Genomic DNA, 24,498 nt, shown 5'->3' with positions numbered 1-24,498 from the left:
CCACGTCCGGCCTCCAGTCGTGTCCGTAAGGCTGCCTGTAAAAGCTGCCCGTGAAGCTGTCCCCAATGCCCAAAGGTCTCCTGACGGTCCATTGGGCGGTCAGGGCCGGACGCTAACGGCCGAAGGTGGCGGAGGGAAGTACGGCGACGAGCGCGGAACGGAACGACAGCGACTCCCTTACCGGTACTACGGCAACCGTCCCCGAACCGGAACACCGGCCGCGCCCCACCGGAACAGCCCCCGGCTCACAGCACCTGAAGTCCCGCCCACAGAGCCACCGTCGCCACCGCGAGGGTCGCCGGCACCGTCAGCAGCCCGAGCCGGGTGAACCGCCCCAGCTCCGCGTCCGTGCCGTGCTCATGGAGGATGCGGCGCCACAGCAGGGTCGCGAGGGAGCCGACGTACGTCAGGTTCGGGCCGATGTTGACGCCGATCAGCGCGGCGAGGACCGGTCCCGGACCCGCGGGCGCCACGGCGGGCAACAGGGCGAGTACCGCGGGCAGGTTGTTGATGAGATTGGCGAGGACGGCCGCGAGGCCGGCGATCGCGAGGAGTTCCACGAGCGAGGTTCCGCCCGGCAGGACCCGCTCGATACCGGCGCCGAGCCCGTTGTCCACGACCGCCTTGACGACCACGCCGAGCGCGAGGACGAAGAGGCAGAACAGCGGGTTCGCCGAGGTCACCACACCTTTGACCGTGGTACGGCGCTGCCCGAGCGCCCGTACCGCGAGGACGAGCGTCCCGGCGAGCGCCGCCCACACCGGTTCGGCTCCGGCGAAGGAGGTCACGCCGAACCCGGCGAGCGTCAGCGCGAGCACGACGAGCGTGAACACCGGGACTTCCGGCCGCTCCCGTGGCTCGGGCGGATGTGTGGGGGCAGCGAGATCGGCGGCGAAGAAGCGGCGGAAGACGGCGTACTCGACGGCGATGGCGGCCAGCCACGGCAGCGTCATCAGCGCCGCGAACCGCGTGAACGTCAGCCCGCTCGCCGTGAACGCGAGCAGGTTCGTCAGATTCGACACCGGCAGCAGGAGCGAGGCGGTGTTCGCCAGATGGGCGCTCGCGTAGACGTGCGGCCGGGGCCGGGCGCCGACCCGGGCGGCCGTCGCGAAGACCACCGGGGTGAGCAGGACGACCGTGGCGTCCAGGCTGAGGACGGCCGTGATCACGGCGGCCACCGCGAACACGCCGCCGAGCAGCCGCCCGGGGCGCGCCCCGCAGACCCGGGCCACCAGGTCGCCCGCCGCCGTGAACAGCCCCTCGTCGGCGCAGAGTTGCGCGAGGACCAGGACCACCGCGAGGAACGCGACGACTGGCAGCAGCGTATGGATCTGCGCCCAGGCGGCGGCCGGTGACACCGCGCCGAGCACGACGACGAGGGCCGCGGCGGGCACGGCCGCCGCGGCCTCCGGCCACTGCCGGGGGCGTACGACGGCGAACGCGAGCACCACGAGCAGCAGCGCGAGGGAGAGGATCTCTGCCGGGACAGTGTTCAGGACGGTCACTTCCGTACGACGGACAGGGGCGCGACGACGGACAGGCGCGCGCGGGGACGCCGCAGGCCGATGTCATACGAAGGACGGTGGCATGCGAAGGGCGGTGCACCCTGATCAGGTGCACCGCCCCCTTGCCGCCCAGGGTGTCAGCCCTCGACGCCGAGCTGCTTGAGGATCAGCTCCTTGACGCGTGCCGCGTCGGCCTGGCCACGGGTCGCCTTCATGACCGCGCCGACCAGCGCGCCGACCGCCTGGACCTTGCCGCCGCGGATCTTGTCGGCGATCCCGGGGTTCCCGGCGATGGCCTCGTCCACGGCGGTCGTCAGGGCGCCCTCGTCCGAGACGACCTTGAGGCCGCGCTTGTCGACGACCTCGTCGGGCGTGCCCTCACCGGCGAGTACGCCCTCGATCACCTGGCGGGCGAGCTTGTCGTTGAGGTCCCCCTCGGCCACCAGGGCGGCGACCCGGGCGACCTGCTCCGGTGTGATCGGCAGCTCGTCCATGGCGCGGCCCGACTCGTTGGCGTGCCGGGCCAGTTCGCCCATCCACCACTTGCGCGCCGACGCGGAGTCCGCGCCCACGTCGATGGTGGCGACGATCAGGTCGACCGCGCCCGCGTTGAGCATGGACTGCATGTCGTGCTCGGACACGCCCCAGTCCTCACGCAGCCGGTTACGGCGTACGCGCGGCAGCTCGGGCAGGGTGGCCCGCAGCTCCTCGACCCACTCGCGCGGCGGGGCCACCGGGACGAGGTCGGGCTCGGGGAAGTAGCGGTAGTCCTCCGCCTCCTCCTTGATCCGGCCGGAGGTGGTGGACCCGGTGTCCTCGTGGAAGTGCCGGGTCTCCTGCACGATGGTGCCGCCGCTGTTCAGGACGGCGGCGTGCCGCTGGATCTCGAAGCGGGCGGCGCGCTCGACGGACCGCAGCGAGTTGACGTTCTTGGTCTCGCTGCGGGTGCCGAACTTCTCCCGGCCGTACGGGCGCAGCGACAGGTTCACGTCGCAGCGCATCTGGCCCATCTCCATCCGGGCCTCGGAGACACCGAGCGCCCGGATGAGGGCGCGCAGTTCGGCGACGTACGCCTTGGCGACCTCGGGGGCGCGCTCACCCGCGCCGGTGATCGGCTTGGTGACGATCTCGATGAGGGGGATGCCCGCGCGGTTGTAGTCGAGAAGGGAGTACGTCGCGCCGTGGATACGGCCCGTGGCGCCGCCGACGTGCGTCGACTTGCCGGTGTCCTCCTCCATGTGGGCGCGCTCGATGTCCACGCGGAAGATCTCGCCGTCCTCCAGCTGGACGTCCAGATAGCCGTTGAAGGCGATCGGCTCGTCGTACTGGGAGGTCTGGAAGTTCTTCGGCATGTCCGGATAGAAGTAGTTCTTCCGGGCGAAGCGGCACCACTCGGCGATCTCGCAGTTGAGCGCGAGGCCGATCTTGACGGCGGATTCGACGCCGATCGCGTTGACGACCGGGAGGGAGCCGGGCATGCCGAGGCAGGTCGGGCAGGTCTGCGCGTTGGGCGGGGCGCCGAGTTCGGTCGAGCAGCCGCAGAACATCTTGGTCCTGGTGCCGAGTTCGACGTGGACCTCAAGGCCCATGACGGGGTCGTACGACGCCAGCGCGTCCTCGTACGGCACCAAGTCGATCGTGGTGGTCACGGTGAAAACTTCCCTCTCAGCCCAGCAGGACGTCGTCGTCGCCCAGGCGCCTCAGCTCGCGGTAGAGGATCGCGAGGCCGGTGACGATGGCGGCGGCGGACACCGCCGCGTCGAGCAGCCGGAGCGTGTCGTGCTCGGAGCGGGCCTTCTTGGCCTGCTTGGCGACACTGACGGCGCCGAACGCGGTCGTGGCGATGGACAGGTACGTGCCGGACTTGGACTTCTTGAAGCCCTTGGCCTTGGACAGTGCGCTCATAGCGACGGTGCCTCCTCAAGGAGCGGGTGACCCCAGCGTTCCACGAACGCCGCCTCGACGGCGGCACCGACCTTGTACAGGCGGTCGTCCTTCATCGCCGGGGCGACGATCTGGAGTCCGACCGGCAGGTTGTCCTCCGGCGCGAGGCCGCAGGGCAGGGACATGGCGGCGTTGCCCGCGAGGTTGGCCGGGATGGTGCACAGGTCCGCGAGGTACATCGCCATCGGGTCGTCGGCGCGCTCGCCGATCGGGAAGGCGGTGGTGGGTGTCGTCGGCGACACGATCACGTCGACCTGCTCGAAGGCCCGGTCGAAGTCCCGGGTGATCAAGGTTCGCACCTTCTGCGCGGAGCCGTAATAGGCGTCGTAGTACCCGGAGCTGAGGGCGTAGGTGCCGAGCATGACGCGGCGCTTGACCTCGTCGCCGAATCCGGCCTCGCGGGTGAGCGCGGTGACGTCCTCGGCGGAGCGCGTTCCGTCGTCGCCGACGCGCAGGCCGTACCGCATCGCGTCGAAGCGGGCGAGGTTGCTCGAACACTCGGACGGGGCGATGAGGTAGTACGCGGACAGGGCCAGGTCGAAGGACGGGCAGTCCAGCTCGACGATCTCGGCGCCCAGTTCCTTGAGGAGCGAGACGGACTCGTCGAACCGCTGCACGACGCCGGCCTGATAGCCCTCGCCCCGGAACTGCTTGACGACGCCCACCCGCATACCGTCCACGGAACCGTTGCGCGCGGCCTCCACGACCGGCGGTACCGGGGCGTCGATCGAGGTCGAGTCGAGGGGGTCGTGCCCGGCGATGACCTCGTGGAGCAGCGCGGCGTCGAGCACCGTGCGGGCGCAGGGGCCGCCCTGGTCAAGGGAGCTGGAGAAGGCGACCATGCCGTAGCGCGAGACGCCGCCGTACGTCGGCTTCACGCCGACCGTGCCGGTGACGGCGGCGGGCTGGCGGATGGAACCGCCGGTGTCGGTGCCGATGGCCAGCGGCGCCTGGTACGAGGCCAGCGCGGCGGACGAGCCACCGCCGGAGCCGCCCGGGACACGGGTCAGGTCCCAGGGGTTGCCGGTGGGTCCGTACGCGCTGTTCTCGGTGCTGGACCCCATGGCGAACTCGTCCATGTTGGTCTTGCCGAGCACCACGACGTCGGCGGCCTTGAGCCGCTTGGTGACGGTGGCGTCATAGGGCGGAATCCACCCTTCGAGGATCTTGGACCCTACGGTGGTGGGAATCCCCTCGGTCGTAAAAATATCCTTGAGCGCGAGAGGCACACCGGCGAGCGGACCAAGGGTCTCTCCTCGCTCACGCTTCGCGTCCACGGCACGGGCCTGGGCAAGGGCGCCCTCGCGGTCGACGTGCAGAAAGGCGTGCACCTTCTCGTCGACGGCCTCGATCCGCGCGAGGTGCGCCTCGGTGACCTGGACGGCGGTGAGTTCGCCTGCGGCGATCTTCGCGGCGATCTCGGCGGCGCCGAGCCGGATGATGCTGTTGCTGTCGGTCATGGCGTGATCAGTCCTCCCCCAGGATCTGCGGCACCTTGAAACGCTGCTGCTCCTGGGCCGGGGCGCCGGAGAGCGCCTGCTCGGGGGTGAGCGAGGGTCGGACCTCGTCCGCGCGCATGACATTCGTCAGCGGGAGCGGGTGGGAGGTCGGCGGTACGTCTTGGTCGGCGACCTCGGATACGCGGGCGACCGCGCCGATGATGTCGTCGAGCTGGCCGGCGAAGTGGTCTAGCTCTTCGTCCTTCAGCTCCAGACGCGCCAGCCGGGCGAGGTGGGCGACCTCCTCGCGCGTGATGCCAGGCATGCGGCGATCCTCAGGGTGAGTGTACGGATTTTGGCCCAATCCTATGGGCCACGAGGGACACGGTCGAAACGCGTTCCCTCCGGGGGCCGGCGAGAACTACGAACCGGGGCCTAGCGAGAACTACGAACACTCCCCACCCACCCGCCCTTGGGGGGGACCGCTGGCGCGGGGCTACCGGGAGCGGAGGGACGGTGACGGCGGGCGGCGAGAGGGTCCGCAGGTGGGGGTGGGTCCGTGGGCGGGGGTCGGGGCTGCGGGCGCGGCAGACACGAGCAGGTGGGGCCGATGGTCTCGGGTGCGGCGGGCGGGGGAGACATCGGCGGAAGAGCGACCGACGACGAAGGCTGAACGGGGACACCCGCAGGTGGACCGAGGCAGGACGGCTCCGACGCCGGGGACGCGGCACCGGAAGGTCTGCACGTGGGAGGCAGCGGGCCGTGGCGGGTGCGCGGCACGGCCGCCGAAGAGGGGGGCGCGCAAGGGGGAGCGGACCGATACGGGCAGACCGTGGCGGGGCAGCTGTCTACGCCGGGGGCGCGACACCGAGGGGCCCGCAGGCGGGAGCGAACGGTTACGGGTGGGTTGTGGGCGGGGCACGAGGTGACCTGCACGTGGGAGCGGACCGTCATCGGCAGGCGCTGCTGATGGTGAAGGCGGGGCATCCGGCGGTTGGCCGCCGACGGTGAGGACGGGGCACCGGAAGACCCGCACGTGGAGACGGACTGTCACGGGTGGCTGCGGGTGGGAGAACGAAACCCGCCACGGCGGGGCAGCCGCCGACGGCGAGGACGGGGCACGGGGAGGCCCGCACCGTGGAGACGGACCGTCACGGGTGGCTGCGGGTGGGTACACGATCCGGCCGCAGGCCGGGCTAGGGGTCCAGGTCGGACGCCGCCGCAGGCAGGGCCGCCGGTGAAGACCTCCGCCCCCCACCCCCCCGCGCCATCAACCACGCCGTAGCCTCCGGCACAGGCATCGCCGCCGCCACCAACCACCCCTGCACCGCATCACACCCGAGATCCCGCAACCGCTCCCACGTCTCGTCGTCCTCGACCCCCTCCGCCACGACGAGCAACCCCAGCGAATGCGCCAGATCGACGGTGCACCGCACGATCTCCGCGTCCTCGGTGTCCACCGCGAGCCGCGCCACGAACGACCGGTCGATCTTCAGCTCACTGACCGGCAGCCGCCGCAGATGCACGAGCGACGAATACCCCGTACCGAAGTCGTCGAGGGACATCTTCACGCCGTGCCCGGTCAGCGCGGCCAGCGTGTCGGCGGCCCGCTGCGGGTCCTCAAGGAGCACATGCTCCGTTATCTCCAACTGGAGCGCCCCCGGCGGGACCCCGTGCCGGGCCAGCCGCGCGGCGACGGACCCCGCGAACCCGGGCGTGTGCACATCGCGCGGCGACACATTGACGGCGACCGGCACGAACAGCCCCTGGGCCCGCCAGCGCGCGACCTGGCCGAGCGCGGACTCCAGTACGTACTCGGTGAGATGCGGCATCAGCCCGGACGACTCGGCGATGGCGATGAACTCGTCCGGCGGCACGCTCCCCCGCTCGGGGTGCACCCACCGCACCAGGGCCTCAAGTCCGGCCACCTGCCCGTCGAAACGGACCTTCGGCTGGTAGTGCAGTTGGACGTCCCCGGCGTCGAGCGCGCGCCGCAGATCGCCGAGCAGACCGAGCCGGTCGGGTGTGTTCGAGTCCCGCTTCGACTCGTAGACCTCCACCCCCGTACGGTCCCTTTTCGCCTGGTACATGGCGACGTCCGCGCGCCGCAGCAGCCCTTCCGCGTCGAGCGCGTGGTCGGGGAAGACGGAGACGCCGGCGCTGGCCTCCAGGACGAGGGTGAGCCCGTCGAGGTCGAGCGGGGAGCCGAGCGCGGCGACGACGGCGCGGGCGACGCGGGTCGCCGATGTGGTGGAGTCGGCGACGGGCAGCAGGACGGCGAACTCGTCGCCGCCGAGCCGCGCGGCCTCCGCTCCGCGCGGCAGGGCGACCCGGAGCCGGTCGGCGATCTGGAGCAGCAGCCGGTCACCGGCGAGGTGTCCGAGGGTGTCGTTCACGGAGCGGAAGCGGTCCAGGTCGATGAGCATCAGCGCGGACCGGGCGCCGATGCGTTCGGCGTCGTCGAGCGCGGCCCAGGTGCGTTCGAGGAGCCACTGCCGGTTGGGCAGTCCGGTGAGCGGGTCGCGGAGTTGTTCCTCGGCGCGGGCGCGAGCCATCCACAGGGTGTAGTCGAGGGCGATCAGCGGCACCGCGAACAGCGGCAGCAGGACCGGCATCGCCATGGCGACGACGCAGATCAGCGGGGCGATGGCGAGCAGCGCGACGGCGACGAGGCTCTGCCGGACGAGCGCGGTCCGCGCGGCGGTGGGCAGTCCGGCGCTGCGGGACGCCTGGACGTACCAGAGGAGCAGTCGGGTGACCGCGAGATAGGTGGCCGCGACGAGGACGACCTCGGGTACGGCGTACAGGTCCCAGGTGTCGGGGTGCCAGGGGGTCTCGACGGTGGGGACCTTGCCGCAGATCGCGAGGACGAGGGCGCCCGCCCCTGTGCCGAGGATGTCGACGGCACCGTGCAGGAGGCCCTGTCGCCAGCGGTGGCGGCGGGCGGCTCCGACGAGGACGACGACGGTGAGGCTGACCATGCCGGCGGGCATCCAGCCGTAGAGGAGCAGCACGGCGAGGGTGAGGGCGGAGCCGGAGCCCGTACCGCCCCACCAGCGGTTGCTGCCGAGTGCCACCAGGTGGCCGACGACGAGGCCGGCGAGGACGGCCAGGGACCAGCCCGCGCTGCCGGACGGGAACAGCGCGCGGTCCTCACCGACGGCGCGGTACGCGCCGGCGCCGAGGACGAACGCGGCCAGGGCGACGACGACCACGGCGAGCGTCGGCCAGATCCCGCGGGCACCATGCGGTATGCCGTCGTCCGGATGCCCCGGCCCGTAGGAGCCGGTCGGAGGCGCCGCGTAGGCCCCGGCGGCATACGCGCCCGACGGATACGCGCCGGACGGGTAGGCGCCGGACGGGTGGACGCCCGGACGGTGCGCGTCGGTGCGGCGGCCGTCCGGTCCCGAGCCGCCGCCGCGGCCGGGCGGGGCGGTGGGGTCCGGACGGGTGGCGGTCCGGCGTGCGGTGAGCCAGGCGACCGGTGTGCGTCGCCTGCGCAGCCGTGCGTCCGGGGCGGCGCTCTCGCTCGAATCCATTCCCGTCCCTCTCACAGCCGGCGGTGCCCGCGCGACGCGGTCCGACGGTCGGCCGACCGGCCGATCTCCGTCGGGCGCGTCTGGAAACCCGCCACGCGGCGAGGCACGGCAGGCGCACTTCTCAACAGTAGGCCGCGGAAGGCTTCCAGGGGCAGCGGTCGGCGACGGTTGCCCGAATGCGACCAGCCACCCGTATGCATCTGGTATGCGCCGATCGGGTGACGTTCAACCGCTACTCGTCCGTCACTTCTTCCCCGTCAGCGGCCTGTTCTCCGGTCGGAAGGGCCACGGCGGCGGCTGCTTCGGGCCCTTGTTCGAGGAGAACGGCGAAACCGTCCTCGTTCAGAACCGGCACCTTGAGCTGCATCGCCTTGTCGTACTTGGACCCCGGGTTGTCACCGACGACCACGAATGCCGTCTTCTTCGAGACCGATCCGGTCACTTTGGCGCCGCGGCTCTGGAGGGCTTCCTTGGCGCCGTCGCGGGTGTGGCGCTCCAGGGTGCCCGTGACGACGACGGTGAGCCCTTCGAGGGGGCGGGGGCCGCGGTCCTCACCCGCGCCCTCGTCCTCGGTCCGGACGCCTGCGGCCTTCCACTTGCGCAGGATCTCCTGGTGCCAGTCCTCGGTGAACCACTGCTTGAGGGATGCGGCGATGATGGGTCCGACGCCGTCGGTGGCGGCCAGTTCCTCCTCGCTGGCCTGCTCGATGCGGTCGATCGAGCCGAACTCGCGGGCGAGGGCCTCGGCGGCGACCGGGCCGACATGGCGGACGGAGAGGCCGGTGAGCACGCGCGCGAGGGGGCGCTGCCGGGCGGCGGCGATGCTCTCCAGCATCGCGACGGCGTTCTTCTTCGGCTCACCCTCCTGGTTGGCGAAGACCGTGACGACCTTCTCCTCACCGGTCTCCGGGTCGCGCTTGGGCAGGCCGCTGTCCATGTCGAGCACATACGCCTTGATGGGCAGCAGTTGCTCCATGGTCAGGTCGAACAGGTCGCCCTCGTCCTTCAACGGCGGCTCGGCGGGCTCCAGCGGCTTGGTGAGGGCGGCGGCCGACACATACCCGAAGTGGTCGATGTCGAGGCACTTGCGGCCCGCGAGATAGAACAGGCGCTCACGCAACTGGGCGGGGCAGGAGCGGGCGTTGGGGCACCGGAGGTCGATGTCGCCCTCCTTCATCGGCCGTAGCGCGGTGCCGCACTCGGGGCATTCGACGGGCATCACGAACTCCCGCTCGCTGCCGTCCCGCAGGTCGACCACCGGGCCGAGGATCTCGGGGATCACCTCACCGGCCTTGCGGATGACGACGGTGTCCCCGATGAGGACGCCTTTGGCCTTGACCACGTCCTGGTTGTGCAGGGTCGCGAACTCGACCTCGGACCCGGCGACGACGACGGGCTGCACCTGCGCGTACGGCGTGACGCGGCCGGTGCGGCCGACGCCGACGCGGATGTTCACGAGCTTGGTGTTGACCTCTTCCGGCGCGTACTTCCAGGCGATGGCCCAGCGCGGCGCGCGTGAGGTGGAGCCGAGGCGGCCCTGGAGGGGGATCTCGTCGAGTTTGACGACGACGCCGTCGATCTCGTGCTCCACGGAGTGGCGGTTGTCGCCGTAGTACGCGATGAACTCCCTTACTCCCTCGATGGAGTTCACGACCCTGTTGTGCCGGGCGGTCGGCAGGCCCCACTCGTGGAGCAGGTCGTACGCCTGCGAGAGGCGGTCGATGTCGAAGCCCTCGCGCGCGCCGATGCCGTGCACGACCATGTGCAGCGGCAGGGTCGCGGTGACCCTGGGGTCCTTCTGGCGCAGCGAACCCGACGCGGAGTTACGGGGGTTGGCGTAGGGCTTCTCGCCCGCTTCGACGCGGCGGGCGTTCAGCTCCTGGAACGCCTCCATCGGGAAGTAGACCTCGCCGCGGATCTCCACGAGGCGCGGGACGCGGTCGCCCTGGAGGCGGTGCGGGATCTCGGCGATGGTGCGGACGTTGGGTGTGATGTCCTCGCCGGTGCGGCCGTCGCCGCGAGTGGCGGCGCGGGTGAGACGGCCGTCCTCATAGGTGAGGTTGACCGCGAGGCCGTCGACCTTCAGTTCGCACAGGAAGTGGTAGTCCGTGGTGCCGACGTCCTTCGCGATGCGCTCGGCCCAGGTGGTCAGGCCCGCGTCGTCGAAGGCGTTGTCGAGGGAGAGCATCTTCTCGCGGTGCTCCACCGACGCCAGGTCGGTCTCATAGGCCCCGGAGACCTTCTGGGTCGGCGAGTCCGGCGTACGCAGCTGCGGATACTCCTCCTCTAGGGCCTCCAGGGTGCGCATGAGCTGGTCGAACTCGGCGTCGCTGACGACCGGTTGATCCCTCACGTAGTACCGGAAGCGGTGCTCTTCGATCTGTTCGGCGAGCTGCGCGTGCTTCTCCCGTGCCTGCGCGGGCACCGATGCGGGCTGTGCGTGCTGGTCGCCGGCCACTTCTTGTCCTCCCGTTACGTTACTCAGGGTTGTCCGCGAGGGATCTCGCCGCCCGGACGCAATGGGCGAGTGCCCGCCGCGCGTACTCCGGCGATGCCCCCGCGAGACCGCAGGCCGGAGTGAGCACGACGGTGTCGCCGAGCAGCCCCGGTCGCAGCCCCAACCTGCGCCACAGCGTCCTGACACCACTGACGCTACCTGCCGGGTCTGACAACGGGCCGTCCGTGCCGGGCACGACACCGGCGAACAGCTTGGTGCCGCTTTCCACGGCCTCCCCGATCGCGTCGTCGTCACGCTCGGTGAGCAGCGAGAAGTCGAAGGAGACCGCGGCGGCCCCGGCCCGGCGCAGCAGCGCGAACGGCACATCGGGGGCGCAGGAGTGGAAGACGACGGGTCCGTCGTGGGCGCCGCTGACGTCCCGCAGGATGCCTTCGACGATCTGCCGGTCGACGGCGCGGTGGGTGCGGTAGCCGCTCGCGCTCCGTACCTGTCCGCGCAGGACGGCGACGAGTGAGGGCTCGTCGAGCTGGAGCGCGACCTGGGCGCCCGGCACCCTGCGGTGTACCTCGGCGAGGTGTCCGCGCAGGCCCTCGGTGAGGGAGCCGGCGAGGTCGCGGCAGGCCCCGGGGTCGGACAGGACCGATTCGCCGTTGCGCAGTTCCAGGGCCGCGGCGAGGGTCCACGGTCCGACGGCCTGCACCTTGAGGGGTCCTGTCCAGCCCTGGGTGAACTCCTCCAGGGCGTCGAGGTCCTCGCCGAGCCAGGAGACGGCCCGCCGGGTGTCGCGGCCCGGCCGGTCGCCGAGCCGCCAGCCGCTGGGCTCCACGCGCGCGTACATCTCGACGAGCATCCCGGCGGTGCGTCCGATCATGTCGGCGCCGGGGCCGCGCGCGGGCAGTTCCGCGAGGTACGGGACGCCCTGTCCGGAGTCGAGGCTGCCGACGACGGTCCTGGCCGCCTCGCGCGCGTCGCCGCCGGGCATGGACCCGATGCCGGTGGCGGGTCCCCAGGGGAATGCCGCGGTCCCGGTCATCAGCGGCCCGGCCGTACGGTCAGATCGGTGACCTCCGCGTCGCGGGGCAGGTCGAGCGCGGTCAGGACGGTCGTGGCGACCGACTCCGGGTCCATCCAGCGGTCCGGGTCGTAGGACTTGCCCTCCTGCTGGTGGACCTTGGCCTGCATGGCGCTCGCGGTGCGCCCCGGGTAGACGGAGGTGACCCGGACGCCGTTGCCGTGCTCCTCGTCGCGCAGCGCGTCCGCGAGGGCCTTCAGACCGTGCTTGGAGGCGGCGTACGCGGACCAGTCGGCGTGCGCGCGCAGGCCCGCACCGGAGTTGACGAAGACCACATGGCCCTGGGCGACGCGGAGTTGGGGCAGGAAGTGCCGGGTCAGTTCGGCGGGCGCGAGGAGGTTGACGTTGAGCTGGTGGCGCCAGGTCTTGGGGGTGAGGTCGCCGACGGCACCGAGGTCGACGACGCCCGCGATGTGCAGGAGGGAGTCGACCCGGTCGGGCAGGGCCTGGTGCGAGAACGCCCAGGAGAGCCGGTCCGGGTCGGCCAGGTCACCGACGAGGGTGCGGGCCCCCGGCAGGGCGGCGGCCAGGTCCTTGGCGCGGCCCGCGTCGCGCGCGAGGAGCACGAGGTCGTCCCCGCGCGCGTGCAGACGGCGGGCGACGGCCGCGCCGATGCCGGAGCCGGCCCCGGAGATCACATGTGTTGCCATGGGCGCCATGCTCGCACCACCGGGACCGACACCGACAACCGGTGGCCCCCGGAGGTGCCCAGGCCGGGCCCCGTCAGGCGGTGCCGAAGGACTCCTCCAGGTACGCGAGTGCCCCGACCGGCTCATCGGCGAAGAACACCAGGTCGGTGAGCGGCAGCGGCAGGAACCCCTCGTCGTCCATCCGCCGGAACTGCTCCTTGAGCCCGTCGTAGAACCCGGCCGAGTTGAGCAGCACCACCGGCTTGGTGTGCTTGCCGTGCTTGCGCAGTTCCAGGATCTCGGTGGCCTCGTCCAGGGTGCCGGTCCCACCGACCATGATCACGACGCCGTCCGCCTTCTCCAGGAGCAGGGCCTTGCGCTCGGCGAGGTCCCGGGCGACGACTATCTCGTCCGCGCCCACGCGCGCGGAGTCCTGGAGGAAGTCCACGGAGACCCCGACGAGCCGGCCGCCCGCCTTCTGCACACCGTCCGCGAGGACCTTCATCAGGCCCACGTCGGAGCCGCCCCAGACCAGGGTGTGCCCGCCTTTGCCGAGGAGTTCGGCGAACTCGCGGGTGGGCCGTGTGTAGCGCTCGGGGAGGTCGGCGGCGGAGAGGAAGACGCAGATATTCATGCCGACCACCGTACGGGGGAAGAACCGGGCCCCGGCAGGCGCTGTTCCAGGTATGAGCGAAGGACACACGATCACCATCGAACAGGGCACGGATCTCGTACGCGTGGTGCACGACGGACAGGTCGTCGCCGAGAGCCGCCGCCCGCTGCTGCTGCGCGAGACGGGCTGTCCCGTCCGCTACTACCTCCCGCCGGATGACGTCCGCACGGACCTCCTGACGGCGTCGGAGACCCACACCTACTGCCCGTTCAAGGGAACCGCCTCCTACTGGTCCCTGCCGGACGCCCCCGACCTGGTGTGGGCGTATCCGGAGCCCAAGGACGGGGTGGCCGAGATCAAGGACCACCTGTGCTTCTACGAGCCGGAGGTGGTCAGGAGCTGACGGATCCCCCGAGAGGTCAGGCCATCGCCTTCGCGCGCGTGGTCGTCGCGATCGTCGCCGAGCCGACGACGCGGGTGCCGTCGTAGAGCACGATCGCCTGGCCGGGCGCCACGCCCCGTACCGGCTCGGTGAAGCGGACCTGGAGCGTGCCGTCGACCAGTTCGGCCGTCACCTCGGTCTCGCCGCCGTGCGCCCGCAACTGCGCGGTGTACGTACCGGACGCGGCCGGCGCCGTACCGCACCAGCGGGGGCGTACGGCGGTGAGGGCGCTGACGTCCAGGGACGCGGCGGGGCCGACCGTGACGGTGTTGTCGACGGGCGAGATGTCCAGGACGTAGCGCGCCTTGCCGTCGGGTGCCGGGGTGCCGATGCGCAGGCCCTTGCGCTGGCCGATGGTGTAGCCGTACGCCCCGTCGTGGGTGCCGAGCCTGGTGCCGGACTCGTCGACGATGTCGCCCTCGTGCGTGCCGAGGCGCCGGGCGAGGAAGCCCTGCGTGTCGCCGTCGGCGATGAAGCAGATGTCGTGGCTGTCGGGCTTCTTGGCGACGGCGAGGCCACGGCGTTCGGCCTCCGCGCGGATCTCGTCCTTGGTGGTGACGGTGTCACCGAGCGGGAACAGGGCGTGCGCGAGCTGGCGCTCGTCGAGGACGCCGAGGACATACGACTGGTCCTTGGCCATGTCCGACGCGCGGTGCAGTTCGCGCGCACCGTCCTCGTGGGTCACCACGCGCGCGTAGTGCCCGGTGCAGACCGCGTCGAAGCCGAGGGCGAGCGCCTTGTCGAGGAGCGCGGCGAACTTGATCTTCTCGTTGCACCGCAGACACGGGTTCGGGGTGCGCCCCGCCTCGTACTCCGCGACGAAGTCCTCCACGACGTCCTCGCGGAACCGCTCGGCGAGGTCCCACACATAGAATGGGATGCCGATGACGTCGGCGGCGCGGCGGGCGTCGCGGGAGTCCTCGATGGTGCAGCAGCCGCGGGCACCGGTGCGGAAGGACTGCGGATTCGCGGACAGGGCGAGATGGACTCCGGTCACATCGTGCCCGGCCTCGGCGGCGCGGGCGGCGGCGACGGCGGAGTCCACGCCGCCCGACATGGCGGCGAGGACACGGAGGGGACGCTGCGGGGTCTCAGTCATAACCCCTCCAGAGTACGGGTCGCCGGGAACCGATTTCCGCGAGTATCCGTTGAAGATCACATGCGGGAACAGCGGAGGGGCCGGCCGGCGAAGGACGCGAGCCCGAACATGGGGCGACGGACGCTGCTCATCGGCGGTGCGGTGGCCGCCGTGGGCGTCGGAGTCGCGGCGCGCGACGAGCTGGGGCGCCTGTGGTGGCGTACACCCGGCGTCGACAAGCCGCGCGTGGACGGTGCGGTGGACTTCCGCGGCGCGGCCTGGGTGGCGGCGTCGGGGGCGAACTGGCGGCGGGCGGACCGCCCGGACGACTACCGGATAGACCGGGTGATCATCCATGTCACGCAGGGCAGCTTCAGCAGCGCGGTGCGGGTGTTCCAGGACCCGGGGCACGGTGCGGCGGCGCACTATGTGGTCCGCAAGGACGGGCATGTGACGCAGATGATCCGCGAGTTGGACGTGGCGTTCCACGCGGGCAACCGCGCGTACAACGAGCGCAGTGTCGGCATCGAGCACGAGGGCTTCGTGGACCGCCCTTCGTCGTTCACGACGGCGATGTACCGGGCGTCGGCCCGGCTCACGGCGGGGATATGCAAGCGGTACGGGATTCCGGTGGACCGCGAGCACATCATCGGCCATGTGGAGGTCCCGGGCACGGACCACACGGACCCGGGGCCGCACTGGGACTGGGACCGGTATCTGCCGATGGTCCGTAAGGAACGGGAGGCTGCCGACAAGGTACCGGCCACCAAGGCCCCTCAGTCGACGGCTGCGCTCCGCTTGTAGACCTGGCGTGCGGGCCGCCCGTGGCTGGTCGCGCAGTTCCCCGCACCCCTGAAGGGGCGCTACCCCGCCGGCTGTGGCTGGGCGCGCCCGCGCGGCGGAGCCGCACATGTCACAGCCCCGCGCCCCTTACGGGGCACTACCCCGCCCGCTGTCGCCGGGCGCGCCCGCGCGGCGGAGCCGCACATGTCACAGCCCCGTGCTCCTGAAGGGGCGCTGCCCCGCTGGTACTTGCCGGTCAGGTGAGGCCCGCTGTTCGTGCCCGTTCCACCGCTGGGCCGATCGCCTTTGCGACGGCTTCGATGTCGGACCGGGTCGTGGTGTGGCCCAGGGAGAAGCGGAGGGTGCCTCGGGCCAGGTCGGGGTCGGTGCCGGTGGCGAGCAGGACGTGGCTGGGCTGGGCGACCCCGGCGGTGCAGGCGGAGCCGGTGGAGCACTCGATGCCCTGGGCGTCCAGCAGGAGCAGCAGGGAGTCGCCCTCGCAGCCGGGGAAGGCGAAGTGCGCGTTGGCGGGCAGCCGGTGGGCCGGGTCACCGCCGAGGACCGCGTCGGGCACGGCGGCCCGGACGGCCTCGACGAGTTCGTCGCGCAGCGCGCCGATCTCGCGGGCGAACCGCTCGCGCCGCTCGGCGGCGATCCGTCCGGCGACGGCGAAGGAGGCGATGGCGGGCACATCGAGGGTCCCGGAGCGCACATGCCGCTCCTGGCCGCCCCCGTGCAGGACGGGTACGGGGCTGTACTCGCGGCCGAGCAGCAGGGCGCCGATGCCGTAGGGGCCGCCGATCTTGTGTCCGGACACGGTCATCGCGGCGAGCCCGGAGGCTTCGAAGTCGACGGGGAGCTGACCGAACGCCTGGACGGCGTCGGCGTGCAGCGGAACGCCGAACTCGGCGGCGACCTCGGCGAGTTCACGGACCGGCATGACCGTGCCGATCTCGTTGTTCGCCCACATCACGGTGGCCAGCGCGACATCGTCGGGGTCGCGCGCGATGGCCTCGCGGAGGGTGTCGGCGTGGACGCGTCCGTGGGCGTCGACGGGCAGGTACTCGACGGTGGCGCCCTCGTGTTCGCCGAGCCAGTCGACGGCGTCGAGGACGGCGTGGTGCTCGACGGGGCTGGCGAGGACGCGCGTACGGGACGGGTCGGCGTCGCGGCGGGCCCAGTACAGGCCCTTCACGGCGAGGTTGTCGGCCTCGGTGCCGCCGGAGGTGAGGACGACCTCGCTGGGGCGGGCGCCGAGGGCCCCCGCGAGGGTCTCGCGGGCCTCCTCGACGGTGCGCCGGGCCCGGCGTCCCGCGGCGTGCAGTGAGGACGCGTTGCCGGTGACGGTCAGCTGGGCGGTCATCGCCTCGACCGCCTCCGGAAGCATCGGAGTGGTCGCGGCGTGGTCGAGGTAGGCCATGGTGGGCACGATTCTACGAGCCCGGTCCCGGGGGAATCTCCGGGGCGGTGTGTTCACGCCAGGACCCGCGTCGGGACCCACGTCAGGAGCCGCGTCAGGACCCGCGCCGAGCCCCACTCCGAGCCGCAGCCGAGCCCGCGCCTGAGCGCACCCCGGGGAGCCCTCTCGCTCAGCCCGCCAGGCTCCACGACACGGTGCCGTTGACCGATATCAGGACCACCAGGACGACCAGGTCGGCCACGCCGAGGCCGAGTCCGAGCAGGGCGCGTCCCCGGCGCGAGGTGCCGCGCCACAGGGCTACGGCCGCGAGCACGATCGCGACGGGCCCGAGGAAGATGTTGAGGACGAGCAGACCGAGCAGACCGAGGACGAACGACGCGACGGCCATCCCGTCGGCGTCCCGCCCTCGGCTCCGGCCAGGGGCTTCAACGGTGAGATGCATCATTCGACTCCGTTCAGGACGAGTACCGGTGGCGTCGGCGGCCGTACCGCTCGCGTACGGCGAAGACCGTCAGCCAGACGCCGATGACGGCGGCTCCGGCGAAGGTGACCGGAAGCGGTGCGTGGGCGACGGTGCCCAGGACGACGCCGAACAGCAAAAGGGCCGCGACGAGGAACAGCATGGGAGACCTCCCGTGGAGGGTGCCGGGACCGTGGACGGTGCGGGAACGCGGTGAACCATTTGCGTGCACAACTGTTCACTGACTGATGAGTCTACCGCTCCAGCGGCTTTCAAAACTGGGAGAACAGTTGTTAACTGCATGGCATGAGTCACACCCCCGGCATCCGGCAGGCGCAGAAGCGCAAGACCCGACAGGCACTGCTGGACGCGGCGTTGGACCTGCTGGCCGAGCAGAGCCTGAGCAGCCTGGGCCTGCGCGAGGTCACCCGCGCCGTGGGCATCACACCGACCGCGTTCTACCGGCACTTCCGCTCCACCGCCGATCTCGGAGTGGCCCTGGTCGAGGAGGCGTTGGGCAGTCTGCACACCACGATCACGGGTGCGCTGGCCACCACCGGGGACGGCGACAGCGAGGAACGCATCGCCCGTACCGTCGATCTGATCGCCCGTCATGTGCGGTCGTATCCCGCGCACGTCCGCTTCATCGCCCGGGAGCGGCACGGCGGGGTCCAGCAGGTGCGGGACGCGATCAGCGGCCAACTCGCCCTGTTCGCCCAGGAGGTGAGCGGGGAACTCGGGCGGCATCGCGAGTCCGTGGGCTGGAGTGACGAGGATCTGCTGATGCTGGCGGGGCTCTACGTCGACCACATGGTGATGACGGCGTCCGCGTTCCTGGACGCGGAACCCGGCACCGAGGAGAACGTCGCCCGTGTCGCCCGCCGCCAGATGCGCCTGGTCACCCTGGGCCGCCGCCACTGGCTGGACTGACCGGCGAACGGAACCGAAGCGACCGGAACCGAAGCGACCGGCCCTGCCGTCAGGACTCCCCCTACGGCTCCCCGTACACCGCCACCACCGCCCCCGCCGACCGCGCCACCTCCTCCCGTACCTCCGGCGGCGAAACCACCTCCACGTTCTCGGCGAACGCCAACAGGGACCGCGCCTCGGGCACCACCCCGTACGCGAGCCGGACGGTGACCCACTCCCCCGTGCCGTCGTCGCCGTCGGGGAGTTCGCGGACGGCGGCGCCGGTGATCCGCAGGAACAGGTCGAGCCGGCTGCGGTGGACGCGGACCGTGACGTCGATGTCGCGCGGCTGGTCCTCGACCCGGCGCTTCAGCACCTCCCAGACATCGGCGAGCGCGACCCCGGGCCGCCGCACCACGGGCGCGTCGGTGAGCGTCGCGGAGCGGATCCGGTCCGCGCGGAACAGCCGGGGCGCCCCGCCGAGGTCGGCGACCAGGTACCAGACCCCGGCCTTGGAGACGAGTCCGTACGGGTCGACGGTATGCGTCCTGGCCTCCCGGACGCCGCTGCTGCGGTAGCGCAGCCGCAGCCGTCGGTCGGCGAAGACGGCGTCCTGGAGGACGTCGAGATCGACGGCCCGCTGCGGTCCTGTCAGCCAGCGGGACTCGTCGACGAGGATGCGGCTGCCCGTCAACTCGGCGGCGGGGCGGTTCGGGCAGGGCGGCCATGACCTTGCGCAGCGCCGACGCGAGCGCCGCGTCGAGCCCGAGCGCCGCGTGGGCGCCCTGCGCGGCCAGTACGAACAGGGCGCGCGACTCGTCGGCGGTCAGCCCGGTGACATCGGTACGGAACCCGCGGAGCAGCTCGATGCCGCCGTGCCGCCCGCGCTCGGCGTAGACCGGGACGCCCGCGGTCGACAGGGCCTCGATGTCGCGGTAGATGGTGCGTACGGACACATCGAGCCGTTGCGCGAGGTCCCGGGCGGGGACCCGGCCCCGGGTCTGCAACAGCAGCAGGATCGACAACAGCCGGTCGGACTTCACGCCCCCAGTGTGACCTTCACGCCCTCAGTGCGACCTTCAGGCGCCCGGCCGGGCCGTAAGGCCCGCGGTGGGATCTCACGCCCCCAGGTTGACCCGGGCGAGTTGCCGGGACTGGGCGACGAGCCGGTCCGCGCTGTCCCAGACCTCGGCGTCCTCCTCCAGGAAGCCGCCCGCGAGATTGCGGGTGGTGACGGAGACGCGGAGCGGTCCGGGGGCGGGCCGGCAGCGGATGTGCGCGGTCAGTTCGACGGTCGGCACCCAGCCCTTGATGCCCAGTTCGAAGGCGGTCGGCGGCAGCGCGTCCACGGCCAGCAGCAGCGACAGCGGGTCGGCGTCCCGCCCGTCCGCGAGCCCGAACCAGGACCGCATCTCGCCCTTCCCGGACGGCGATCCGAGCGCCCAGCCGAGCGTCGCCGGGTCGAGCGCCAGCATCAGCCGCTCGGTGAGCGAGGAACCGCCGGGCACCGAGGCGGCGTCCGGCGCGTCCTGCGGCCCGAAGCACTGGTCGCGCGGCGGGATGGCGGGCGGTTCCGCCGAGGTGCGGACGTCGCCGGGGAGGGCGTCGAGGTCGCCGTAGGAGGCAAGGACGCGCAGCCGCTCGACCTCGCGGCCCTCGTCGTCGCGCTGGACGAGGGCCGCCTGACCGGTGGAGAGCGTACGGCCGGTGCGCACGACCTCGGTACGGATCTCGGCGGGGCCCGGCCGGGACGCCGTGAGGTAGTGCGCGGAGATGGTGAACGGATGGGGGTGCGGCAGCGCGTGCGCGAGGGCGCGGCCGATGACCGCGAGCAGATAGCCACCGTTGACGGCGTTGATGATCGTCCAGCCGGCGGACAGTTCGGCGTCGTAGACCCCGGGGAGTCGCGGGGTGACCACGGTGTCCCGGTCGAACTCGCTGTCGCCGATCGTCGCCTGTGCCGTCTGTGCCGCCTGTACGGATGCTTCTGCCATACCGGTACGCTACAACAGAACCGTACTAAGCGGTAGCTTTTACGTTTCGTCCGGCTCGACGGCCGATGAACGCCGGTTCCAGGCCCGGGGCGCCCGCCAGTGGTAGCGCATCGCGAGGAGCCGCAGCGCGAAGGCGATCACCACGGCCGCACCGCTGGTGACCGCGTTCAGGGCGTCCTGGCTGATGCACAGCACGACCAACGCGGCACCGACCATCGCGGGTACCGCGTAAAGATCGCGGTCCCAGCGCACCAGCGACGGCACCTCATTGGCGATGATGTCGCGCAGCACACCGCCGCCGACGGCCGTGACGAGTCCGAGCGCCGCCGAGTAGGTCAGGCCGAGCCCGTAGTCGTACGCCTTGATCGTGCCGGTGACGCAGAACAGGCCGAGGCCCGCCGCGTCGAAGATGTTCACGCCGGACTGGATGCGCTCGACCTGCGGATGCAGGAAGAAGACGAGGAGCGCGGCGAGCAGCGGGGTGAGGAAGTACCCGAGGTCGGTGAAGGCGGCGGGCGGCACGGCGCCGATGATCAGGTCCCGCAGTACACCGCCGCCGAGCGCGGTGACCTCGGCGAGTACGGCGATGCCGAAGACGTCGAAGTTCTTCCGGACGGCGAGCAGCGCACCGGAGATGGCGAAGACGAAGATCCCGACGAGGTCCAGGCCGTGCTGGACGGAGGGGGTGAAGAGTTCGTGCTGCACGACGCCATTTACGCATGGCGGTGCGACCGGCCCCTCGCCGGCCGTCAGGTCACCGGGCCAAGCCCCGCAGGGGGTACCCGCCACGACGGCGAAGCACCAAACGGCGAGGGTCCGGCGGAATCGGCGACGGCGTCAGCCACCGCACAGCCCCACCGGACCCGAACACCTGCACCCGGACCGTGCCTAGCCTCCGGAGGACCCCGTACCGGGCGCCGGGTCTGCCGCCGCCGGCGTCCCGGTGTTCTCCGGGTGGTGGCACGCCACCTTCTGCCCCGGCTTCAGTTCGATCAGCGGCGGCTCCTGCGTGGTGCAGACCTCCGTCGCCTTCCAGCACCGCGTGTGGAAGCGGCAGCCGGCCGGCGGCGAGATCGGCGAGGGCACATCGCCCTTGAGCAGGATCCGCTCGCTCTTCGCGTTACGCCGCTTCGGGTCCGGGATCGGCACGGCCGACATCAGCGCCTTGGTGTACGGGTGCATCGGCGCCGAGTAGAGCGACTTGCGGTCGGCCAGCTCCACGATCTTGCCGAGGTACATCACGGCGATCCGGTCCGAGACATGCCGGACGACGGACAGGTCGTGCGCGATGATCACGTACGTCAGGCCCAGCTCGCTCTGGAGGTCGTCCAGGAGGTTGACGACCTGCGCCTGGATGGAGACGTCCAGGGCCGACACCGGCTCGTCCGCGACGACCAGCTTCGGGTTGAGCGCGAGCGCGCGGGCGATGCCGATGCGCTGGCGCTGACCGCCGGAGAACTCGTGCGGGTAGCGGTTGTAGTGCTCGGGGTTGAGGCCGACGACCTCAAGGAGCCGCTGGACCTCCTTCTTCACGCCGCCGTCGGGCGTGACGCCCTGAAGCTTGAACGGCGCCCCGACGATCGTGCCGATCGTGTGCCGCGGGTTCAGCGACGAGTACGGGTCCTGGAAGATCATCTGCACATCGCGGCGCATCGGACGCATCGCGCCGACGCCGAGGTGCGTGATGTCCCGGCCCTCGAACTCGACGGTACCGGCGGTCGGTTCGAGCAGCCGCGTGATCAGCCGGCCCATGGTCGACTTGCCGCAGCCGGACTCGCCGACGACGCCCAGGGTCTCCCCGGACCGCACCTCGAAGTCGAGGCCGTCGACCGCCTTGACCGCCCCGACCTGGCGCTGGAGCAGGCCCTTGCGGATGGGGAAGTGCTTCCGGAGCCCGGTCACCTTGAGCAGGATCTCGCCCGGCGCCGTCTCACCGACAGGCCCCGCCGTGGCGGCCTTGGTCACCGCGGTGGCGTTGGCGCCGCCCTCGGCGGGCCGCGGCGCGGGGACGTCCGTACCTGTGTCGTCGCTCGTCACGGGTTTGTCCTCGCTCACAGCTTGGGCGCAATCTCTTCGGTCCAGATACGCTCCCGCTGCTCCCGGTCCATGTGGCAGGCGGCCCAGTGGCCGCTGCCGACCTGGGCCAACTCCGGGCGGACGGTGCGGGTGACGTTGTCCTTGGGCACATCGGCGTACGGGCAGCGGGGGTTGAAGGCGCAGCCGGACGGGATGTTGATCAGCGACGGCGGCGAGCCCTTGACCGGGATGAGACGCTCGGTCTCCTCACGGTCCAGACGCGGCATCGAACCGAGCAGACCCCAGGTGTAGGGGTGCCGGGGCTCGTAGAACACCTTCTCGGCGGGGCCGCGTTCGACGCATCGGCCGCCGTACATCACGAGGATGTCGTCGGCCAGTTCGGCGACGACGCCCAGGTCGTGCGTGATGACGATGACCGCGGAGCCGAACTCCTTCTGGAGGTCGCGGATCAGGTCGAGGATCTGCGCCTGGACGGTCACGTCGAGGGCGGTCGTCGGCTCGTCCGCGATGAGGAGTTCGGGGTTGTTGACGAGCGCCATCGCGATCATCGCGCGCTGGCGCATACCGCCGGAGAACTCATGCGGGTAGCTGTCGACGCGCTTGTCCGGCTGGGGGATGCCCACCCGGTCGAGCATCTCGACGGCACGCCGGCGCGCGGTCTTCTTGTCCACGTCGTTGTGGACGCGGTATGCCTCCACGATCTGCTTGCCGATCGTGTAGTACGGGTGCAGCGAGGACAGCGGGTCCTGGAAGATCATCGCCATGTCGCGGCCACGCAGCTTGCGTACGTGGTCGGGGTCGGCCGACAGGAGTTCCTTGCCGTCGAGCCAGATCTCTCCGGAGAGCTGCGCCTTGCGCTTGCCGTACTGCCCGGCGGTGTGCAGGCCCATGATGCCGAGCGAGGTGACGGACTTGCCGGAGCCGGACTCGCCGACGATGCCGAGGGTCTTGCCCTTCTCCAGCTGGAAGCTGACACCGTCGACGGACTTGACCAGGCCGTCGTCGGTGGGGAAGTGCACCCGCAGGTCGCGTACTTCGAGGAAGGCGGTGGGGGCGGGCGAGTCCGTCACGGGCTCGCCGACGGCCGCCCCGCTCTTGCTGAGGTCGGTCATGCGAGCCTCACTCGGGGGTCGATCACGGCGTACAGGATGTCCACGACGAGGTTCGCGACGATCACCGCCAGTGAGGTGATGAGGGTGACGCCGAGGATCACCGGCAGGTCGCGTTCGTCGATCGCCTTGAGCACGGCCTGTCCGAGGCCCGGCAGGCTGAACGCGGTCTCGGTGAGGATCGCGCCGCCGATCAGGGCGCCGAGGTCCATCCCGAGCATCGTGAGGATCGGTGTCATCGTCGAGCGCATCGCGTGCTTGCCGATGACGGTCGGCTCACTGAGGCCCTTGGCACGGGCGGTGCGGATGTAGTCCTCGCCCATGACTTCGAGCATGGTGGCCCGGGTGATACGGGCGTACATCGCGGCATACAGGAACGACAGGGTCACCCAGGGCAGCAACAGGCCCTGGAACCACGGGCCGAGGCCGTCCTCCAGGGGTGAGTACTGCCCGTTGATCCAGCCGAGGCCGTAGTCGAATATCGCCAGCGAGAGCAGCGCGGTGAAGTAGATGGGCAGCGAGACACCGGAGAGGGCGACCACCATCGCCGAACGGTCCCACAGGGTGCCGCGCTTGAGTGCGGAGAGCACACCCGCGGCGACACCGAACAGCAGCCACAGCACGGCGGCACCGATCGCGAGCGACAGGGTGACCGGCAGACGGTCGGTGATGACCGGCCAGATGGCCTGCTCGCTGCGGAAGGAGTAGCCGAAGCACGGCGCGGAGCAGTTCGTGACGTCGCCGCCCGAGGAGTACGTGCGGCCCGCGAAGATGCCCTTGAAGAACTCGAAGACCTGGACGTAGATCGGGTCGCCGAGCTGGAGCTTCTGCCGGACGGCCTCGACGGCCGCGGCGTCGGACTGCTTGCCCACGTACATCGTGGCCGGGTCTACACCCGCCCACTTGGGGATGAGGAAGAAGATGCAGAAGACCACCACGATGATGACCACCAGCATCACTGCGACGGCCATGAGCCGCCTGATGAGGTATGCGAGCACTGCTCTCGGCCCGGCGGGGCCCGCGGGCCACTGGAGGTCATCCAGTGGCCCGCGGTCACACCACCCCGG

The 24,498-nt window shown here is 71.3% G+C and carries 22 protein-coding genes and 1 pseudogene; 3 read left to right on the top strand and 20 right to left on the bottom strand.

All coding sequences use genetic code 11. From position 1 onward, the window contains the following. Positions 1-245: 245 nt before the first annotated feature. From ACFVT5_RS28985 to ACFVT5_RS28940, 10 genes are all read right to left on the bottom strand, one after another. A complete protein-coding gene (locus tag ACFVT5_RS28985; RefSeq protein ID WP_389894444.1) occupies positions 246-1,496 on the bottom strand; it encodes an SLC13 family permease in 1,251 nt (416 codons plus the stop codon). 146 nt (positions 1,497-1,642) lie between these two features. Further along, a complete protein-coding gene (gene gatB, locus ACFVT5_RS28980; RefSeq protein ID WP_389894071.1) occupies positions 1,643-3,154 on the bottom strand; it encodes an Asp-tRNA(Asn)/Glu-tRNA(Gln) amidotransferase subunit GatB in 1,512 nt (503 codons plus the stop codon). Positions 3,155-3,170: 16 nt separating this feature from the next. Beyond that, entirely contained in the window at positions 3,171-3,410 is a 240-nt protein-coding gene (locus tag ACFVT5_RS28975) for a hypothetical protein (RefSeq protein WP_389894070.1), read from the bottom strand. Continuing rightward, complete coding sequence (gatA, locus tag ACFVT5_RS28970; RefSeq protein WP_389894068.1) at positions 3,407-4,909, bottom strand: Asp-tRNA(Asn)/Glu-tRNA(Gln) amidotransferase subunit GatA; 1,503 nt, start codon at positions 4,907-4,909, stop codon at positions 3,407-3,409. Before gatA ends, ACFVT5_RS28975 begins: the two co-directional genes overlap by 4 nt. 7 nt (positions 4,910-4,916) lie before the next feature. Beyond that, the gene (gatC, locus tag ACFVT5_RS28965) at positions 4,917-5,213 is read right to left on the bottom strand and encodes an Asp-tRNA(Asn)/Glu-tRNA(Gln) amidotransferase subunit GatC (RefSeq protein WP_016642027.1); all 297 of its coding nucleotides are present in this window, start codon (positions 5,211-5,213) and stop codon (positions 4,917-4,919) included. 871 nt (positions 5,214-6,084) lie between these two features. Beyond that, positions 6,085-8,427 (bottom strand): putative bifunctional diguanylate cyclase/phosphodiesterase, encoded by a 2,343-nt coding sequence (locus ACFVT5_RS28960; protein WP_389894066.1) that lies wholly within the window; start codon positions 8,425-8,427, stop codon positions 6,085-6,087. Positions 8,428-8,659: 232 nt separating this feature from the next. Beyond that, the gene (gene ligA / locus ACFVT5_RS28955) at positions 8,660-10,885 is read right to left on the bottom strand and encodes an NAD-dependent DNA ligase LigA (RefSeq protein WP_389894064.1); all 2,226 of its coding nucleotides are present in this window, start codon (positions 10,883-10,885) and stop codon (positions 8,660-8,662) included. A 19-nt stretch (positions 10,886-10,904) separates the two neighbouring features. After that, on the bottom strand, positions 10,905-11,918 hold the full coding sequence (locus ACFVT5_RS28950; RefSeq protein ID WP_389894062.1) for a methionine synthase: 1,014 nt from the start codon (positions 11,916-11,918) through the stop codon (positions 10,905-10,907). Then, on the bottom strand, positions 11,918-12,616 hold the full coding sequence (locus ACFVT5_RS28945) for an SDR family oxidoreductase (RefSeq protein ID WP_389894060.1): 699 nt from the start codon (positions 12,614-12,616) through the stop codon (positions 11,918-11,920). The genes ACFVT5_RS28950 and ACFVT5_RS28945 overlap by 1 nt, the downstream gene beginning before the upstream one ends. Positions 12,617-12,680: 64 nt before the next feature. Continuing rightward, a complete protein-coding gene (locus ACFVT5_RS28940; protein ID WP_389894058.1) occupies positions 12,681-13,220 on the bottom strand; it encodes a TIGR00730 family Rossman fold protein in 540 nt (179 codons plus the stop codon). A gap of 52 nt (positions 13,221-13,272) precedes the next feature. Here ACFVT5_RS28940 and ACFVT5_RS28935 point away from each other — a divergent pair, with 52 nt between their 5' ends. Then, entirely contained in the window at positions 13,273-13,602 is a 330-nt protein-coding gene (locus tag ACFVT5_RS28935; protein ID WP_389894056.1) for a DUF427 domain-containing protein, read from the top strand. 16 nt (positions 13,603-13,618) lie between these two features. On the opposite strand, the gene mnmA is transcribed toward ACFVT5_RS28935, so the two are convergent. Then, positions 13,619-14,740, bottom strand: coding sequence for a tRNA 2-thiouridine(34) synthase MnmA (gene mnmA, locus ACFVT5_RS28930; RefSeq protein ID WP_389894054.1), 1,122 nt, complete (start codon positions 14,738-14,740; stop codon positions 13,619-13,621). A gap of 108 nt (positions 14,741-14,848) precedes the next feature. On the opposite strand from mnmA, the gene ACFVT5_RS28925 reads away from it, so the two are divergent. Next, positions 14,849-15,523, top strand: coding sequence for an N-acetylmuramoyl-L-alanine amidase (locus tag ACFVT5_RS28925; protein WP_389894052.1), 675 nt, complete (start codon positions 14,849-14,851; stop codon positions 15,521-15,523). Between the two features lie 235 nt (positions 15,524-15,758). Here the strand turns inward: ACFVT5_RS28925 and ACFVT5_RS28920 are convergent, their stop codons facing one another. From ACFVT5_RS28920 to ACFVT5_RS28910, 3 genes are all read right to left on the bottom strand, one after another. Beyond that, positions 15,759-16,922 carry a cysteine desulfurase family protein gene (locus ACFVT5_RS28920; RefSeq protein WP_389894050.1) on the bottom strand — a complete coding sequence of 388 codons (1,164 nt, stop codon included), beginning with the start codon at positions 16,920-16,922 and terminating at the stop codon, positions 15,759-15,761. 169 nt (positions 16,923-17,091) lie between these two features. Next, entirely contained in the window at positions 17,092-17,364 is a 273-nt protein-coding gene (locus tag ACFVT5_RS28915) for a DUF4190 domain-containing protein (protein WP_389894048.1), read from the bottom strand. A 13-nt stretch (positions 17,365-17,377) separates the two neighbouring features. Continuing rightward, a complete protein-coding gene (locus ACFVT5_RS28910) occupies positions 17,378-17,545 on the bottom strand; it encodes a hypothetical protein (RefSeq protein ID WP_389894046.1) in 168 nt (55 codons plus the stop codon). Positions 17,546-17,688: 143 nt separating this feature from the next. Here ACFVT5_RS28910 and ACFVT5_RS28905 point away from each other — a divergent pair, with 143 nt between their 5' ends. Continuing rightward, on the top strand, positions 17,689-18,312 hold the full coding sequence (locus ACFVT5_RS28905; RefSeq protein ID WP_389894044.1) for a TetR family transcriptional regulator: 624 nt from the start codon (positions 17,689-17,691) through the stop codon (positions 18,310-18,312). Between the two features lie 61 nt (positions 18,313-18,373). Here ACFVT5_RS28905 and ACFVT5_RS28900 read toward each other — a convergent pair. The 6 genes and pseudogenes from ACFVT5_RS28900 to ACFVT5_RS28875 all read right to left on the bottom strand — a co-directional run bounded on the left by ACFVT5_RS28900 (position 18,374) and on the right by ACFVT5_RS28875 (position 24,429). Then, positions 18,374-19,334, bottom strand: a pseudogene (locus ACFVT5_RS28900) (helix-turn-helix transcriptional regulator). Positions 19,335-19,409: 75 nt separating this feature from the next. Then, positions 19,410-20,285 carry a thioesterase family protein gene (locus ACFVT5_RS28895; RefSeq protein ID WP_389894042.1) on the bottom strand — a complete coding sequence of 292 codons (876 nt, stop codon included), beginning with the start codon at positions 20,283-20,285 and terminating at the stop codon, positions 19,410-19,412. Positions 20,286-20,324: 39 nt separating this feature from the next. Next, positions 20,325-20,990, bottom strand: a complete 666-nt coding sequence (locus ACFVT5_RS28890; RefSeq protein ID WP_389894040.1) for a trimeric intracellular cation channel family protein — start codon at positions 20,988-20,990, stop codon at positions 20,325-20,327. A gap of 183 nt (positions 20,991-21,173) precedes the next feature. Beyond that, complete coding sequence (locus ACFVT5_RS28885) at positions 21,174-22,250, bottom strand: ABC transporter ATP-binding protein (RefSeq protein WP_389894442.1); 1,077 nt, start codon at positions 22,248-22,250, stop codon at positions 21,174-21,176. Positions 22,251-22,336: 86 nt separating this feature from the next. After that, the gene (locus ACFVT5_RS28880) at positions 22,337-23,434 is read right to left on the bottom strand and encodes an ABC transporter ATP-binding protein (protein WP_389894038.1); all 1,098 of its coding nucleotides are present in this window, start codon (positions 23,432-23,434) and stop codon (positions 22,337-22,339) included. Further along, positions 23,431-24,429, bottom strand: coding sequence for an ABC transporter permease (locus tag ACFVT5_RS28875; protein ID WP_389894036.1), 999 nt, complete (start codon positions 24,427-24,429; stop codon positions 23,431-23,433). The genes ACFVT5_RS28880 and ACFVT5_RS28875 overlap by 4 nt, the downstream gene beginning before the upstream one ends. Positions 24,430-24,498 lie beyond the last annotated feature (69 nt).

It is taken from the genome of Streptomyces sp. NPDC058001 (genome assembly GCF_042886315.1).
GTDB lineage: Bacteria > Actinomycetota > Actinomycetes > Streptomycetales > Streptomycetaceae > Streptomyces.
This window is presented reverse-complemented; position numbering and strand designations above follow the sequence as displayed.